The sequence below is a fragment of the Marinobacter salicampi genome (assembly GCF_011074795.1).
In the GTDB taxonomy this organism is placed as follows: Bacteria; Pseudomonadota; Gammaproteobacteria; order Pseudomonadales; family Oleiphilaceae; genus Marinobacter; species Marinobacter salicampi.
Genome location: NZ_JAAMPF010000026.1, coordinates 268,292 through 284,564 on the forward strand (window position 1 = coordinate 268,292; position 16,273 = coordinate 284,564).

Sequence of the window (16,273 nt, forward strand, 5' to 3'; positions counted from 1 at the left end):
CCAGAACTACAACGTTTTCGAAGTGTCTTTCGATGCAGGCAACTGTGCCGACACCCAACGGAATGGCCAGTTTACTGGTTTGGGCGCTTATGACCCTGACCTTATGGAGCTCGAGTTTGCTGGCTCTGACGGTGAGGTCGCCGCTGTGTTTATTGGTACAAAATAAACTTTTAGAGTGGGGAGCCAGATGCTCCCACTTTTCTAAGTTTCGTCTTGTTTTTATGCCGTCTGGTGCTCAGAGCGACACAATTAACCAGAAAGGCTTTCCAATATATTTCAGGGCAAAGGAATCAGAATTGAAAAAAATCAAGGCACTGCCGTTTGTTTTGGCGCTACTTCTAGGGCTTGAGCCCACATGGGCCGGAACAGAATTGGAGAATGACCCTCCCGAGCACTACCGCTTCAGCTACCAAACGGCGAATAACGGAAGAGTTGTAGAGAATAGTGTCTGTAAAGAGTACAGCGGGCTTGATTGGAAAGGCTGCCGTCGATACGCGCAGTGGCACTTTGCAGTGAAGTGCTGGAATCTCGGCTACGACATAAAACATCAGAATGGTGCTGTTCGCCAAAAGATGCTCAAAGAAATAGATTTTTTCTGCGACGCAAAAAGGCGAGTCACACCCATGAGGTAGTTTAAATCCCTCGGCCGTTAAGCTATGACGGTTCAAGTCCGCCTCCAGGCATTGGGGCGGACAGAGGCGAGGGTATCTATTCTGGTTTCTTTCCTAACGGTCGAAACTCGATGTCGGACAGGGCACAGGATTGGCTGCTCATCAAGGCCGGCTTAAAACAGACGCCATAGTCTTCGTATGTGGTTATCTCGCACCTGCCGCTAAGCATCTTTCCGTCCGGGTTGAACCTGAACTCGACCAGACTCCCAGGCGGGTATCGGCGGTGAGTGGCTGACATCCAGCCATTGCGCTCTGCCTTGACCATTGACCGGAGCAAGTCTGTTACATCAGCTCTGGCATCCTGAAACCCATCACTGTCAGGCGTAAAGCCCCTTGCTGCCCAGCGTGCGAAGCGTTGGTAAAGCCGTGCCACGATCCTGTCGGGCTGGTCGTCACTGGTTCGGGGCAAAATCTGACTGGTAGGGTTGAAGGGCAGACTGTGGACGCCGTCGTAATAGCCTGCACTGTAGGCGTTAGAGCCAGGTAGGGGACTGCCGGAAAGGCGCAGGAGAAAATCCGGATCTTCCCCCATGAGGTTACGGGCTCGTTTATCGCTACTGCTCATTGTTTGTCCTATTTTACGGCACGGACGCTTCTTATCCTGGTCCGGGAACTAACCCTACCCCAATCCCTGGAGATTACATTTTTGTAAGCTGGAAGGGTAACCTGCCAAATTCTAAATTTCCAGTTAGCGAGTGTCCTGTGACGTCATGTAGTAATGGTGGCCGCTCATGTTGTCTGAAACGTTAGGTCGTGATTGTTAAGGATTCGGTCGCTAATAGCTGGAGTACCTGTGCCTCAGCCAAATTGCTAGGGTCACAGTAATGCCTCGCTTGATCAATGAAGTAACAAAACTGTTCATTTAATGCTCGACACGCACCTTATAAGGCGTATGGTGAGTGTATGTTCACGTTATTCACCGCTCAACGAACCCTTCCCATTTCCACCGAACGTTGATGCCCTATCAAGGAGTCCCTTATGACTCTAGGTGCAACCCTGAGGTCCTTCCGTAAAGCGAAAGGACTCACGCTGACTGAGTTGGCGACGCAGGCACATTCCCATGAAGGCAACCTCTCGCGTATTGAGCGGGACGCTGCCAAGCCGAGCCTTGATCTTCTGTACCGGTTGGCGGATTCTCTTAACGTTTCGGTTAATGAACTCTTCCAGGTGTCCGAAGTCAGCCGGTCCGGTGATGGTCAGAGCCATCTGAATGCCAATTTCATACAGTTGGCGCCTAGCGACCGGAGTCTTCTGGTGGACTTTTCAAATCTTTTACAGAAGTCGAGAAGCCGGTCTGAGTAATTGCCCGCCACATGCTACGGCTGGTTTTAAGTCTGGTCGATTATAACTATCACTGAATTACGCCTTGTACCTCATCCAGACTGTCATGTCTGTCAAACGTCATTTTTTGCCCACTTCCTCGTTCTTCCCGATTTTTATGCCTGAATAACATAAGGGTTTGGCCTGGCTTCGTTTGTAATCTAGTATTCCAAGTCTACTTGTTCCGCCGATGGCAGAGTGGAGCGGCCTGGAATACCGCATATTGTGTGCATGCATTAGACCAACAGTAAGGAAGTGGATGTATGGCGAATGGCCCAGGGAATTGGGATCCGGACAGTCTTCTTGATGACCTTCCGCTAGAAGATACCCCCGGCGTAATGCTGTTGCTTGACGAAGCCGGCGTACTCAAGGCCGGGCGCGGGGAGAGCATCGGCAAAGTTCTTGATCAACACCGCCCTTCGCTCGGGGAGAGCATTGACTCTCTGTTTCCGGAATCGGCCGGAAACCATGGCTTGCGCGAGGCTCATGCCAGCGCCCTGACAGGCGAATTGCAGAGCTGTCGTCAACGTGTCAGGGGCGTGGACGTTGCCTGGGAATTATCCCCCCTGGATACCGAAAGAGGCCGGGAGGTGCTGGCCCTGGCTATTGTGCTGGCAGAGGAGGAAGAACCGACCGAGGATGAACCGGAATCTCGAAGGCTGGACCGCACCACCGGGGTTCCCACCCGACGGGTGGTGGTTGGACTTGCTAGGGAAGCATTTAACAGTCAGCCCGATGCCCAGTGGGCCATCCTCAGGCTCAAGATTGTCGGCATGAGACGCATAAACCAGGCCCTGGGCCAGGAAATGGGCGACGGTGCGCTCTATCAGGCCGTCAGCCGCATTGTTCGCTCATTGGATGAGGGCGAGTGTGTGGGCCGCGTAGGGGGCAATGAGTTTATTCTGCTTATCCACCATGAAAATGACGAGCAGACTCATAAGCGCATACAAGCCATGGACCTTCTGTTCGATGAGCCCCTGAAAGTCGGGGTTCTCCAGTTCATGCTTCACCTGAATGTGGGTATTGCACGTTATCCGGAAGACGGCACGACAGCCAAGGATCTTGAGCGGCGTGCCACCATCGCTCTTGAGCGCACCCGACTTAACGGTTTCCACTACGCTTTCTTCAGCCTTGCTCTGGAAGATCATGTTTTGGCCTACAGCTGGGTTCCCGCTGAGGCCCAGCGCGCCCTCCGCGAGGGCGAATTTCAACTCTACTACCAGCCCGTCGTTGACACCCGAACCGGGGAAGCCGTGTCCATGGAGGCGCTGATCCGTTGGCACCATCCGTGGCGGGGCATGATCCTGCCCGGGCATTTCATTCCGGTTATTGAAGAGATGCAGCTGATTGTCAATCTGGACCTCTGGGTTCTGGAGCGGGCCTGTCACGAAGCCATGGCCATGGGAACGCCGGTGGCCGTTAATATAACCGCCAATACCATTACGGCTCCGGATTTTGTCAAACGCCTGGACCGGGCACTGGTCCGGAGCGGATTGCCACCAAGCTGGCTGACCCTGGAGCTGACGGAGCGTGTGTTCAGCTCACCGGAACTGGTGCTGGAGCCATTGAAGGCGGTTCATGATCGTGGGGTCCAGATCGCTGCCGATGACTTTGGGGTGGGTTATTCGTCGCTGTCTTATCTCTGGCAGTACCCGCTGGACAAACTCAAGCTCGATGGTTCTTTCGTACGCGCCGCGGCGATGGACCAGCGCGCCCAGAACCTGGCCACCGGCCTTGTGCCTTTGATCAACACCCTCCAGATGACGCTGATTGCCGAGTGCGTGGAGACCGAAGAAGACCGGCGTTGGCTGCACGAAGCGGGGGTGTTTTTCCAGCAGGGTTATTACTTTGCACGTCCGGCGCCACGCGAGGACAGCAATGTCTCTGGCATCACCTTCCCCTCCAAAGATAACCACTAGGAGGTAACCACAATTACCGGCCGGTAATCTTAAGTACTTGATGAACATCAAGATCAAATGGTTTGACTCTCAATACACTTATTTCAGATCAATGTTTAACGCATTGATGGATCCCGCCCTAGGCGGGTATTAGAAACGGGGAGAAAAAACCATGAGAGCCTTTGTTTTGATAGCGACATTATGCGGAATGGTGGGACTCGCTTCGCCGGCCTTTGCGGAGCATCCGCAGAGCAGCTCGGACGTAACCTATGTTCCGGATGTAACTTATACGCTGCGAACCGACATTGCCGACGGCAAGCTGGTGTATGTCAGTGAAGCGGGCCCCACCAAGGGCCAGATCAACCCGGACCTGAAGGTTGATGAAGGAGCGGTTGTCCAGATTAACGTGGTCAATGGTGACGGGGCGCTCCATGATCTGGCGGTGCCGGAATTTGACGCCAAGTCCGATGAGATTTCAGGCAAAGGATCGGCCACGGCGATCGTGTTCAAGGCCAACAAGGCAGGTACGTTTGAGTATCTGTGCACCTTGCCTGGCCACAAGGCGGCCGGGATGGTTGGCAAGGTGATTGTAGGTGACCCGAAGGAGCAGGCCGCAACCGAGGAACGGGATCTTTCCATGGACCCCCATAAAGTCGGTGAACCGGTGGGCGACCGTGGGCCCAAGAACATCACTGTCGACCTGGAAACAACCGAAGTGGTCGGACGTCTTAGCGACGGCAGCAGCTACAAGTTCTGGACCTTCAACAACACCGTTCCGGGCCCAATGATCAGGGTGCGCGTTGGCGATTCCGTAACCGTCAACATGAAAAACTCTGACGAGAGCGCTCACATTCACTCAGTGGACTTTCACGCGGTGACTGGCCCCGGCGGCGGTGCTGCGGTAACCCAGGCGGCCCCGGGCCAGACCAAGAGCTTCTCTTTCAAGGCCATGGCGCCAGGACTCTACGTCTACCACTGCGCAACCCCGATGGTGGCCCAGCACATCACCAATGGCATGTATGGCCTGATTCTGGTGGAGCCTGAAGGTGGCCTGTCCGAAGTCGACCGTGAGTTCTACGTGATGCAGGGCGAACTCTACACAGCCGAGCGTCATGGCTCCTCTGGCCTGCAGGAGTTCTCCCTGGACAAAATGCTTGATGAGCGCCCAGAGCACATGATGTTCAACGGTGCCATGGATGCTCTGACAGCTACCCACAAGATGGAGTCCGAGACTGGCGATAACGTCCGTATCTTCTTCGGCGTCGGTGGTCCTAACCTGGTATCCAGCTTCCACGTTATTGGCGAGATTTTCGACAAGGTGTACGACCAGGCGTCCCTGACCAGCCCTCCACTGACCAATGTGCAAACTACTCTGGTGCCTCCTGGCGGTGCCACAATGGTCGAGTTTGTCACCGAGTTCCCGGGCAAGTACATCCTGGTTGACCACGCCCTGTCACGGGCAGAGAAAGGGCTGGTGGGCATTCTGAACGTTAATGGAGAAGCCGATCCGGAAATCTTTGAAAGCTCCGAGTTGGTGCACGAAAGTGCAGGACACTAAGGTCGCGGCCCAGGCTTATAAGGGCCGGTAGATCGCACCAGAAAAGCCCATAAGCAAAGCACAGGACACCCCGGCGCAAGCCGGGGTGTTTTTTTGGGGTGTCAAAACACCTTACGTGCAAGCTGGCTTTGCCGAACCGGAGGGCGGGTCAGTAGGTAGGCGAGCCCGCCTACTGCCAGAGCGGCACCGGCAAATCGCAGCGCCTGTCGTTGCCGCGGGTCTGCCCCCGTGGTCCGGTTACCCGGACCGGCTTCAAACAGGCCTCCGGAGGTTGGGGTCTGTTCCGGTCGGATGCCCAGGAAGAGATCGGCAAACCGGGCGGCCAGGGAGCGGGTGAGGTTCGGGCTTACAGCGTGGGCTACCCTGGTGGCGTGTGCCGTCAAGCCGACCATGAGGTGGTCCCGGGGGTTCTGGGCCAGACTTACCATCGCATCGGCGACTTTTTCGGGCTCAATGGCCAGCCCGGGTTTACCAAGGTTCCGTCCTGTATAGTTAGCGGCATTGTCAGAAATACCGGGGGTGTTGACGAAGGCGGGGTAGACATCGCAGATACGAATACCCGGCCAGCGGAACAACTCGCCTCTCAATGCCTGGGAGAAACCTTCCAAGCCGTATTTGCTGGCGCTGTAAGCAGCTGCGAACGGGGCTGGAAACCAGGCGCCGAAGGAAATGTTATTGATCAGCACGCCTTCGCCCTGCTCGACGAAAAACGGCAGCGCCGCATGGGCACCGTAGAGGTAGCCGAGCAGGTTGGTGCGAATCACTTTCTCGTGAGCTTCCAGCGGAGTGTCCAGGAAATCGCCGACAGCACCCACACCGGCGTTGTTGACCCAGACATTGATCCTGCCGCCCCCAAGCTGCGCCGCATGCTCGGCAAGATATTTCACCGATGCGCCGTTGGTGACATCAGTTTGTATCGTATTGGCCAGGCCGCCTCTTTCGATGCAGGCGTCCTGGATATCATCGAGTTTGTCCTGCTTTCGGGCCGCGAGCACCAGATGGGCCCCTTTATCAGCGAAAGCCAGGGCGGTGGCGCGGCCTATGCCGCTGGTGGCCCCGGTTATCACTACGACAGCGTTCTTCAGATTGCGCTTAGCCATGTATTATCCTCCCTGAATACGATTCCCTTGGCATTCGTGCCTGCTAATGCAGGGTCTGGCATCCGCTCACACGAAACCCCATGTTTCGCACGTCTGCCCCTTAAAGCAATTAACCTGGGTTAAATTTCTCAGCCCGTGCCCTTTATGATGCTTACCGAGGTGCTCTCATGTCCCACTGGTTTTTATTGTCCATTGCCATTTGTGCTGAGGTGCTCGGCACGTCCTTCCTGAAAAGTACGGAAGGCTTTACCCGCCTGGTACCTTCGGTCGTAGTGGTCATCAGCTATGTGGTGGCTTTCTATTTTTTATCACTCACCCTCAAGACCATGCCGGTGGGCATTGCCTATGCAGTCTGGGCCGGTTCGGGAGTGGCGCTTATAGTTCTGGTTGGATGGGTGTTCTTCTCGCAGCCCCTGGATACTCCGGCGATGGTAGGCGTGTCGCTGATCGTCGCGGGAGTGATCCTGATTAACGGTTATTCCTCCAGTGTCCAGTGACGGTTATGCAGCTGTGGGTCTGATCACATATTGAACAAATTTAATGGGTTTGTTCTGGTTTGGCGCATCATGCCTGTCAGGAGGGCTGCCGTATTTGGATATACTGAATGAATGTCTCTGCCATTCGCTTCGGTAGTGTCTGCCACCGGCCCCGTCAGCTTTGAGTTTTGAGGTATTCATGAGTCCATTGCATCCGCTCGGCTTCCTGGCGGCGAGTCTGTTTACTGTCCTGGCTCTGATAGGCGATAGCTCAGCTGCCCGTGGCGATGCGCTCGCGGAAACCGTAAGCCGCGGCTGGCAGCCACCGGTCGAGCTAGTGGGCACCGGCGGTGATCAGGCCAGGCTGGCGGCTGAGAGGCTCAGGCACTACATCTGGTTGCAGCGGCTCGTTATGGAACACACAGAATTCCATCCCCAGACCCAGGGATTTATTGACGGTTTGTGGGCCTCATTCGAGCGCTTTGATCTGGATGGGCTCTACCGTCTTCTACCTGAGCAGGACGACCAGTGGCGCAAGCTCAACATCTATGGGCGTTCCGAGGCCGGCCAGTACCTTGTCGGGCCGGAGCCAATCCGCGGAGCCAATGGCAGTAATGATCGGTTCCGGCTCGGCGACCTTGATGCCCGGGTTCAGGCACGCCGGATTTCAGCGCAGAACGCAACCCATTATCTGCTTGACGGCAGCCTTGAGCTGGGGCTCGGGCCTATCAGTTGGGAGACCGTTGTCGGGGCCGGGCAGGAAGCCCTGCACCAGGTGTCAGCGAGCAAGCAACCACCGATGGGGGATTACGTCTGGGCAGGAGAAGCCGGCGCTGCCGCCAGGGCCATGAACCCCGATCTGGGCGATCACGAACTCGAGCTGATCAGCCAGCTATGGGTGGCCTACCCTGAGTTGTGGTCGTTATTGGCGCGTCTTGGACAGTTGGAAACTCTGTTCACCAGTTCCGCTTCTGATGAGCCCTATCGCAAGGTTCGGGCGGCCTTCAGGCTTGATACCGCTCGCCTTGGCCAACGGTACCCGGTTCTTTCCCAGCATCTGTCTATGCTGGACCGGTTACTGAAAGTGAAGGTCGAGATTCACAACGAGCACGGCCGCCTGCTGATTCTCAAGGGCAATACCGAAACCCTGCAAGTAGAGGTCGAGATGGTGGTCGGTATCAACGGGGCAGGTCAGGGAGAGATCCTACCGGTCGCAAATGGCAGGCCCAGACTGGATCTCGAGCCTTTTGACCCGAACCGGCCGCGCCAGCTCACCGCTCATATTGATACCAGGATGACCATATTGGGTGTGGTTGCCCGGGTCGGCGGTATGCAGACGGATATCCAATATTTGCCAACGGCTTCAGGTGCCGTGTTTGAGGGGCAGGTAACCGAGGTACCCCAGGTCACGGTGGGCGGTCGGGCGTTGGGGCTGGTGCCCCCGTCAGTGATCAACCTGTTCCTGCCCCGGCGGATTGATCAGCTGGTTACGGATTTCCTGACGGTCGCCAGCCTTGGCAATGGCGGGGAGGGCATAGTCGGACGACTGGAGATTATCAACGGTGATCCTCTGCGTTCGGGCCGCCTGAAGGCGGGGGGTGCATTTGAAGGCCTGGACAATTTCCTCGTACGCATTGGCATGGGCATTGTAAACGACCGCATCATACCGGATGACCGCGTTTCCACCGAACTGAGGCAGCTTGTATCCGATGCGAACGAAGCCTTCTCCAGGGACCTCGACCTGTTCGAACGTCTGGCTTTGGGTCCCGGGCGAGCGCTATCCACAGCCAGTTTAAATGTCATCCCCGGTGTCACTTTTATCGATTAGCCGGTCTCTCCGACGTCAGCGAACGGCTATATACCGCCTTTCAAACTGTTCCGAGACGCCTAAACGGCCGTCTTTAACGATGGGCTCCGGGGTGCTTCCCGAAGCTCATCGGTTTGTGGCGCATCCAGCAACATCATGACCTTGGCGCTAAAATTGCGCAGTGAGCGCAGCCTCATATTGCGGCGCGCTCCGTTATCCCGTCTCAATACTGGAAATCCCTCCGCCCGGTGGCCGGCCACACTGAGCACCCGGATCTCCCGGCTGCCATGAAGTTCTTCTGCGGTCTTCGCCAGTCTGTCCCAGTCCAGCTCTGCTTTCGGATCCAACCTATAGATCATGCCTTTTGAGCTGGACTGCTCCGGGTTGCTGGCGCCAGCAATCGAGGCGTCTCTGATGGAGATCAGCAATAGGCGTTCCCGAGAGATTTTGCTGAGGTCATACAGGGAGTCGCCAAAGGTCGACTTGATGGTTATTCTCAGTTCAGCAAAGCGCTGGTTGAGACGCTCCAGGCAGGCCATGAAAAAGGCGCCGTGGCCACGGTTGGTAAAGGGTTGGCCAGGCAGGGCCTGCTCGTCCAGATATTCACGGCTCCCGGTTTCACGAAAAAGCTGATGGGCCAGCATATGGATCATCTCGTGAACCATGGTGCTCAGCAGGGCGAAGGGATGGTCCTTCAGTCGCTGTGAGATGTCGATCCCCCAGTCCTCGGAACTGGCCAGGCAATAATGAAAGCAGCCGGACAACTTGACCGATCGGCTGAAGCGGAGCCTGAAGCCGGAGGAAGGCACCAGGTAGCCGTCGAAATAGCGCTCGTTGCAAAGCTCAAACAAGGCCTGGAGATCCTGGGTCGGGATGGCCCGGGCGTGCAGGTGTGGCTGATTTTCAGGCAGGGCGCATGAGGCAGGTATGGTCATTCAGGCTCCCTTCAGTACGGCTGGGGCAATAGGGCAAATGCATGAAAACGAGGATAGGGGCGTAGCCTAAAAACTCAGTGTGAGTGGGGTAACAGGACGTAACATCGTGTGAAGATGCACCCGGGTTGCTGTCAGATTTACCTGCTCGTTCCAGCATTTTCCGACAGTCGATGGTGCAAGGCTTATGGGCTGGTCCGCACGCCTGTTTATAACGGCAGGGGCGAGCCTGCCTCGCTAACGAGGTGCATTGGCTTGAAAATTGCTTGTCATTGAAAAACGATCAGCACTTTCCATAACAACCGATCAGCACTTTCCATAACACAAGGAGCGTCTTATGAAAGCGGTGGTATTTCACGGTGTGGGAGACATCAGGCTGGACGAGGTGGATGATCCGGTCATTCAGGAACCAACGGACGCGATCGTTCGCATCACCACAAGTGCCATTTGCGGCACCGATCTGCATTTTATTCGGGGGACGGTCTCCGGCATGAAACCGGGCACCGTGCTTGGTCATGAAGGCGTCGGCGTGGTCGAAGAAGTTGGTAACGACGTCCGCAACTTCAAGGCCGGCGACCGCGTGGTGATCCCTTCAACCATTGCCTGTGGCTACTGTTCCTACTGCCGGGCCGGTTATTACGCCCAGTGCGATACCGTGAACCCGCACGGCAAGCAGGGCGGTACCTCGTTTTATGGCGGTCCGGAGCCCACGGGCCCGTTCGACGGCTTGCAGGCAGAGAAAGCCCGTATTCCATTTGCTGCGGTGAACCTGTTCAAGCTGCCGGATGATGTCTCCGACGATCAGGCCATCTTGCTGTCTGATATCTTCCCCACGGCCTACTTCGGCGCTGAGCTTGCGGACATCAAGAAAGGTCACAGCGTGGCCGTATTCGGCTGTGGGCCAGTAGGCCAGTTGACCATCGTGTCGGCGAAACTGATGGGGGCAGGGCGTGTATTTGCCGTCGACCGTCGGCCCGACCGCCTGGAAGAGGCTCGCAAGCAGGGCGCCGAGATCATCAATTTCGAAGAGGATGATCCGGTGGAGAAGATCCGGGAGCTTACCGGTGGCATAGGGGTAGACTGCGCCATTGATGCGGTAGGAGTAGATGCGGAATGTCCCCATGGCCAGAACGCGGACGACTTTCAGGCCGAACGGGCCCAGGTTGCGCCGGAACAGAATCCGGACGGCGAACTCTGGCAGCCCGGCAAAGCCCCATCACAGTCCCTGCGATGGGCAACCGAGGCGCTGGCCAAGGCCGGAACCCTGTCGATTATCGGCGTTTATCCGCCCAACGACACCACCTTCCCGATAGGCATGGCCATGAACCGAAACCTCACCATCAGGATGGGTAACTGTAATCACCGGAGCTATATTCCCAAGCTGATCCAGATTGTCCGATCCGGTTCTGTGGACCTCAGCAGCTTTATCAAAAAGCAGGAGGACATGCCCTCTGTACTCGACGCCTACAAGCAGTTTGACACAAGGCAACCGGGCTGGCTCAAGGCTACAGTCATACCGCGGTAACCGGCTCAGAAACAGGATGTCGGCTTGAGTCCCTGTACCTTGGCACAATGGGAGCCGGTGGTTCGCGTCGAGGACCGATGGCTCCCGGGCCGCCAACTTTCCGATCGCCACTGAGTAGGCGGTTGTCTTGCCCCGATCCATTAGCTGGCTCGGGGCTTTTTTTGGTTTCTGGACCGGTAAAAAGAAAGCCTAAAAAGAAAGGCCACTTGCGTGACCTTTCCGGGTTGCTTGTGAAGGGAACCTTCTCACGGCTGATTTACCGGTTAACTGATTCCCGGCAACTACAGCTTATCAAGGGTCTGGTCGATCCAGGCCTTATGCTTACGTTCATCGTTCAGAGCGTTGCGCAGCAAGGTGAGCACGTTTTCAGGAAAGGCTTCTTCCACAGCGTCTTCGTATTTGCTGTTGGTCTGGGCTTCATTGGTCTGCATTGCCTTCAGAATGGCCTTGTCACCGGCCATGTCGGCCATGACCACCTTGCCCTTAGTAAGCACTGCCTTGGCGTCCCCGCTGTCGGGAGGCGTGCCGCCCTCGGTCCGGATCTGTTCGGAGAGCTCGCGTACGTGACGCTCATGATCCTTCATGAACTCCTGGAGCTTGGATTTGAAGCCCGTGTCGTCAAGGCGATCCACCGCTGCCTGGTAGGCTTCGATGGCGTCGTAGTCCAGCTCCACCAGATCGTTGAGTTTCTTGATAATACTGTCTGAATTCAGCTTTTCCGTAGCCATTTACTGGTCTCCTTTCATCATTTTTTAGGTTAAGGTTTTATTTAAAGGCCGCCTTTCAGGCGGCCATATCGCGGCATGCTTTGGCACAGTCACGGCACGCCTTCGCGCAGGCTTTGCAGTGGTCGTGATCGTGCTTCTCGCATTCCTTGGCACAGGCTTCACAGATGTCGGCGCACAGCCTGCAGATCTGGGCAGCATGCTCGCTATCCCGCGCCAGTGCTCCGGCGGTGAAACGACACAGGGCTGCACAGTCCATGTCGAGCCGTATACAGCGTGCCATCATCGCAACATTTTCTTCGCTCAGGCAGGCCACCGAGCAGTGGTCACAGGCATCGGCACAGCGGTTGCAGGCATCAATGCAGTCCTGGTATTTCAACTGATCCATAGCTGATCTCCTTTTCAGTGGTCATAGGGCAAACCCATTCTGGTATGCCATCTAGGCGTAATGGGGAAGCTTCCTGCCTTCCGGATTCTGCCCGGGACGCATAACCACCTTGGTGCAGTTATCGGTCTTGTCGCGGAACATGCGATAGGCCTCGGGCGCATCGTCCAGGCTCAGCCGGTGACTGATCACAAAGCTTGGGTCGATTTCCTCTTTGGCCACCCGGTCCATCAACGGCTTGAGGTAATGCTGGACATGGGTCTGACCGGTTTTGATGGTCAGGGCCTTGTTCATCATGCTGCCAAGGGGGATCTTGTCCGCTATGCCGCCATACACACCCGGTACCGAAACCGTGCCACCTTTACGGCAGGACATCAGTGCCTGTCGAAAGGCATTGGGCCGGTCTGTTTCAAAGCGCAGCATCTGCTTGGCACGGTCATACATGTGCTCGATTCCCATGCCGTGCGCCTCCATGCCAACTGCGTCTATACACGAATCCGGTCCGCGTCCACTGGTCATTGTCTTGAGCTTGTCTACCAATTGAAAGCTGTTGGGCAGGTCATTCAGGTCGACTATCTCGGCCTTTTGCCGACGGGCCATGTCAAGGCGCTCTGGCACGTCATCGATGGCGATAACCCGTTCCGCTCCCAGCATATAGGCGCTGGCAATGGCGAACTGGCCTACCGGACCACAGCCCCAGACAGCGACGGTTTCGCCCGGCTGGATATTGCAGTTCTCTGCCGCCATGTAGCCGGTGGGGAAGATATCGGTCAGGAAAAGCACCTGGTCGTCATGCAGGTGGTCAGGCACTTTCATAGGACCGACATCGGCGTAGGGTACGCGAACGTACTCGGCCTGGCCGCCGGCATAGCCACCAACAAGATGAGAGTAGCCGAAGATGCCGCAGGGTGTGTGGCCCCAGAACTTCTCGGCCATGGCAACGTTCGGGTTGGAATTATCGCAGAGCGAATAGAGGTCCTTGCTGCAGAAAAAACAGCTGCCACAGGAAATAGTAAAGGGGACCACGACCCGGTCACCTACCTTGAGGTTCTTGACGCCCGGACCAAGATCCACCACCTCGCCCATGAACTCATGGCCCAGGATGTCCTCTTTTTGCATGGTGGGCACATAACCATCGTACAGGTGCAGGTCTGAGCCACAGATGGCGGTGGACGTTACCTTGATGATGGCGTCCCGGGGATTGACCAGTTCCGGGTCAGGGACGTTGTTGACCCGGACGTCTTCCTTGCCGTACCAGCAGACAGCCTTCATAAGAGCCTCCCTGATTTCTGCGTGCGGTTGGTCGGAACTTCACCGGTCTCCATATACGCCTTGAGGTGGCGGAGGTTCTGGTTAAGTACGGCATTCTCAAGACCGGACAGAAAATGGTTTACGGCAGCTCCAATCATGCCCCCGGGGGGCTCGAAGTTGAGGTTTACCGTTACGTCGGTACCAAGGCCGCCGAAACCCTGCTTGAACGTCACGTCGCCCCAGGTGTGAATGTCTGACCCGGTAAGAGAGGCCCAGGCTATCCGCTCGTTGGGGACGTCTTCGGTTACCTCCGAAGTCCACTCAACAGAGCTGCCAAGGGGTCCCTTGGCGACCCATCGGGTATAGCCGCGGCTGTCCGGCTCAATCCGGTCCAGGAAGTCCATGACTTCAGGAAGCCGTACGAAGCTGCGCCAGAAGTCATAGATGTCGCTCTTGGGGCGATCAATGTTGACAGTGCTTTCCAGGTGAATGGTGGTTCGCTGCAACCCGATAACCGGGGCGCGGCCTGAGGCAGCGCGCTGCTCCTGGGCTGATTTCAGGATCAGGCCTATGCCAAGGCCAGTCAACAACCCACCTACGGCGCCGCCACGACGCAAGCCGGAGACGGCGACCAGGCCGCCGCCGGCCATGCCTGCGTAGCGCATGAGTTGCTGGGGTGAGGTGCTGTCGTTGGAACCGTGGGAATGGGTGGGGAACCTACCGGAACCGTGCATAATTCCTCCTTGAATGTGCAAGCGTTTGAACAACCCTATGTTGAGCACAACCAGTGGTACGGATGAATTATCACAGGTTAATTTTCGGGTATTTTTCCCCTTGAGCCAGGGCTACAGGTAGCTTCCTGACGAGTCTTTAACATTAACGTAATGATGTTTTGTTACTTGGTATGTTTTCTGAATACCGCCCCGTTATCCAGACAACATGCCAAGCATATTAAGAGCTTAGGTAGGGGATACCCTATAAATGCTACATGATTGAGAACATGAAGGTTTTCCCCGTTCTAGGCGGCTATAACTTAGTGTATTGACTCGCCCGCATCTCAAGTTCATGTTTGAGGAAATGCTGGTTTTTTCTAAAGAAAAGGGTTCAGCAAGGGACCCAGCAGGCCGCGCCGGTATTCAGCAGACGCTGGCGGGGCGATGTCGCTGAGGGGCATGGAGGCAACATATCTGGAGGGAACCTGAGAATGCATCCAACTGAGACAACGCCTTTAAAATCCTATTCCGTGCCGCAGTCAGAAGCTGCGGATCACGTTTTGATGATGGATAGGGGAGACGCTACCGTTGCCGTGGCCAAAGGCCTGCTGGCACGGCAGATTCCAGTCACCATCTCCAACGAGATTGAGCAGGCCAGCATTCTGGTGCGGGAGACCCGGCCGTCTGTTCTGGTGCTGGGCGTGGACAAGGATTCGGTTGCCGAGCTCAACCTGATCAAGGAGGCGGTGATCCGCAATGCCAGGGTCATCGTGATCGGTCCCGCTGACGCTGACTTCGTTGCACAGCGAGCGCTGGCCCAGGGTGCCACCGATTATGTCTCACGACCTGTGAGTTTTGACAGTCTCTGGCGCGTACTGGGCAAAGCGCTGAAGCAACCATTGCCTGCGACCACCTCGAAAACGGGCCCTAGCCGCAATGCGGACCAGGACGCGACCACCAGGTTAAGCAAGCCCGCCAGCACCTCCAGCCTTATGCGCCAGGTGGTGGATACGGTGAGAAAAGTGGGCCCAACATCTGCCACGGTTTTGATCACCGGTGAGAGCGGTACCGGCAAGGAAATCGTCGCCCAGGCAATCCATGAGCAGAGCCGGCGTAGTGACAAACCGTTCATTCCGGTGAACTGCGGCGCTATTGCGCCACAGCTTATCGAAAGTGAGCTGTTCGGCCATGAGAAAGGCAGTTTCACGGGCGCTGTTCGGGACCACCGCGGTCTCTTCGAACGGGCTGATGGCGGCACCCTGTTTCTCGATGAGATCACCGAGATGCCCATGGATCTGCAGGTCAAACTGCTCCGGGTGCTGGAAACCAGTCGTTTTGCAAAGGTAGGTAGCGGCCAGGAACAGAACACCGACGTGCGCATTATTGCTGCCGCCAACCGTGATCCGGAGCAGGAGGTCGAGGAAGGTCGGCTGCGGGCTGACCTTCTGTACCGGTTAAGGGTTTTCCCGATTACCTTGCCACCACTCAGGGACCGGTCCGGGGATGTGCGATTGCTGGCCTGCCACTTTCTTGAAGAACTCAACGAGATTGAGCAGACCACGAAGGAGTTTACTGACGAGGCCCTGGATGCCCTGGAGGATTATCGCTGGCCCGGCAACCTGCGTGAGTTGAAGAATCTGGTACTACGGGCTCACATCATGGCCGGTGAAATCATCGATACGGCCGATCTGCCTGAGGAGATTTTTCAGCACTACGCCCCTGTCTCAAACCAGGGTGGCCAGTTAAGCGTCCGTGTCGGGACGTCCATGGCAGAGGTGGAAAAAGAGCTGATCTTTGCGACGCTGAGTAAGTGCGACGGCAAAAAGGAAAAGGCCGCGCGGGTGCTCGGGGTCAGTGTCAAGACGCTCTACAACAGACTCCGGGAATACGAAAAGGAGGGGTGAGCAGACAG

Annotated in this window: 15 protein-coding genes; 8 read left to right on the forward strand and 7 right to left on the reverse strand. The window is 56.4% G+C overall.

Going from position 1 to position 16,273, the window contains the following annotated elements; translation table 11 throughout:
• Positions 1 to 32: 32 nt before the first annotated feature.
• Positions 33 to 632: a hypothetical protein gene (locus tag G7W63_RS15430; RefSeq protein ID WP_166260101.1), complete on the forward strand. Its 600-nt coding sequence runs from the start codon at positions 33 to 35 to the stop codon at positions 630 to 632.
• Positions 633 to 708: 76 nt separating this feature from the next.
• On the opposite strand, the gene G7W63_RS15435 is transcribed toward G7W63_RS15430, so the two are convergent.
• Positions 709 to 1,236: a hypothetical protein gene (locus G7W63_RS15435; protein WP_166260106.1), complete on the reverse strand. Its 528-nt coding sequence runs from the start codon at positions 1,234 to 1,236 to the stop codon at positions 709 to 711.
• Positions 1,237 to 1,649: 413 nt separating this feature from the next.
• Here G7W63_RS15435 and G7W63_RS15440 point away from each other — a divergent pair, with 413 nt between their 5' ends.
• The 3 genes from G7W63_RS15440 to nirK all read left to right on the forward strand — a co-directional run bounded on the left by G7W63_RS15440 (position 1,650) and on the right by nirK (position 5,447).
• Positions 1,650 to 1,973, forward strand: coding sequence for a helix-turn-helix domain-containing protein (locus G7W63_RS15440; RefSeq protein WP_166260110.1), 324 nt, complete (start codon positions 1,650 to 1,652; stop codon positions 1,971 to 1,973).
• A gap of 281 nt (positions 1,974 to 2,254) precedes the next feature.
• Complete coding sequence (locus G7W63_RS15445) at positions 2,255 to 3,910, forward strand: putative bifunctional diguanylate cyclase/phosphodiesterase (RefSeq protein WP_166260115.1); 1,656 nt, start codon at positions 2,255 to 2,257, stop codon at positions 3,908 to 3,910.
• Between the two features lie 151 nt (positions 3,911 to 4,061).
• Positions 4,062 to 5,447 (forward strand): copper-containing nitrite reductase, encoded by a 1,386-nt coding sequence (nirK, locus tag G7W63_RS15450; RefSeq protein WP_207308965.1) that lies wholly within the window; start codon positions 4,062 to 4,064, stop codon positions 5,445 to 5,447.
• Between the two features lie 101 nt (positions 5,448 to 5,548).
• On the opposite strand, the gene G7W63_RS15455 is transcribed toward nirK, so the two are convergent.
• Positions 5,549 to 6,547 carry an SDR family oxidoreductase gene (locus tag G7W63_RS15455; protein ID WP_166260118.1) on the reverse strand — a complete coding sequence of 333 codons (999 nt, stop codon included), beginning with the start codon at positions 6,545 to 6,547 and terminating at the stop codon, positions 5,549 to 5,551.
• 167 nt (positions 6,548 to 6,714) lie between these two features.
• Here G7W63_RS15455 and G7W63_RS15460 point away from each other — a divergent pair, with 167 nt between their 5' ends.
• Positions 6,715 to 7,044 (forward strand): DMT family transporter, encoded by a 330-nt coding sequence (locus G7W63_RS15460; RefSeq protein WP_166260122.1) that lies wholly within the window; start codon positions 6,715 to 6,717, stop codon positions 7,042 to 7,044.
• 178 nt (positions 7,045 to 7,222) lie between these two features.
• The gene (locus tag G7W63_RS15465; RefSeq protein WP_166260126.1) at positions 7,223 to 8,851 is read left to right on the forward strand and encodes a hypothetical protein; all 1,629 of its coding nucleotides are present in this window, start codon (positions 7,223 to 7,225) and stop codon (positions 8,849 to 8,851) included.
• A 59-nt stretch (positions 8,852 to 8,910) separates the two neighbouring features.
• Here G7W63_RS15465 and G7W63_RS15470 read toward each other — a convergent pair whose 3' ends face one another.
• On the reverse strand, positions 8,911 to 9,765 hold the full coding sequence (locus tag G7W63_RS15470) for a SprT-like domain-containing protein (protein WP_166260129.1): 855 nt from the start codon (positions 9,763 to 9,765) through the stop codon (positions 8,911 to 8,913).
• Between the two features lie 334 nt (positions 9,766 to 10,099).
• Here G7W63_RS15470 and G7W63_RS15475 point away from each other — a divergent pair, with 334 nt between their 5' ends.
• The gene (locus tag G7W63_RS15475; RefSeq protein WP_166260132.1) at positions 10,100 to 11,287 is read left to right on the forward strand and encodes a zinc-dependent alcohol dehydrogenase; all 1,188 of its coding nucleotides are present in this window, start codon (positions 10,100 to 10,102) and stop codon (positions 11,285 to 11,287) included.
• Between the two features lie 281 nt (positions 11,288 to 11,568).
• Here the strand turns inward: G7W63_RS15475 and G7W63_RS15480 are convergent, their stop codons facing one another.
• From G7W63_RS15480 to G7W63_RS15495, 4 genes are read right to left on the reverse strand one after another with little or no spacing between them, the layout of a single operon-like run.
• A complete protein-coding gene (locus G7W63_RS15480) occupies positions 11,569 to 12,015 on the reverse strand; it encodes a DUF2383 domain-containing protein (RefSeq protein WP_166260137.1) in 447 nt (148 codons plus the stop codon).
• 55 nt (positions 12,016 to 12,070) lie between these two features.
• On the reverse strand, positions 12,071 to 12,400 hold the full coding sequence (locus G7W63_RS15485; protein ID WP_166260140.1) for a four-helix bundle copper-binding protein: 330 nt from the start codon (positions 12,398 to 12,400) through the stop codon (positions 12,071 to 12,073).
• A 51-nt stretch (positions 12,401 to 12,451) separates the two neighbouring features.
• Complete coding sequence (locus G7W63_RS15490) at positions 12,452 to 13,669, reverse strand: zinc-dependent alcohol dehydrogenase (protein ID WP_166260143.1); 1,218 nt, start codon at positions 13,667 to 13,669, stop codon at positions 12,452 to 12,454.
• Positions 13,666 to 14,382, reverse strand: coding sequence for an SRPBCC family protein (locus G7W63_RS15495; protein ID WP_166260146.1), 717 nt, complete (start codon positions 14,380 to 14,382; stop codon positions 13,666 to 13,668). Before G7W63_RS15495 ends, G7W63_RS15490 begins: the two co-directional genes overlap by 4 nt.
• 542 nt (positions 14,383 to 14,924) lie before the next feature.
• Here G7W63_RS15495 and G7W63_RS15500 point away from each other — a divergent pair.
• Positions 14,925 to 16,265, forward strand: a complete 1,341-nt coding sequence (locus tag G7W63_RS15500; RefSeq protein WP_166260149.1) for a sigma-54-dependent transcriptional regulator — start codon at positions 14,925 to 14,927, stop codon at positions 16,263 to 16,265.
• Positions 16,266 to 16,273: the final 8 nt, after the last annotated feature.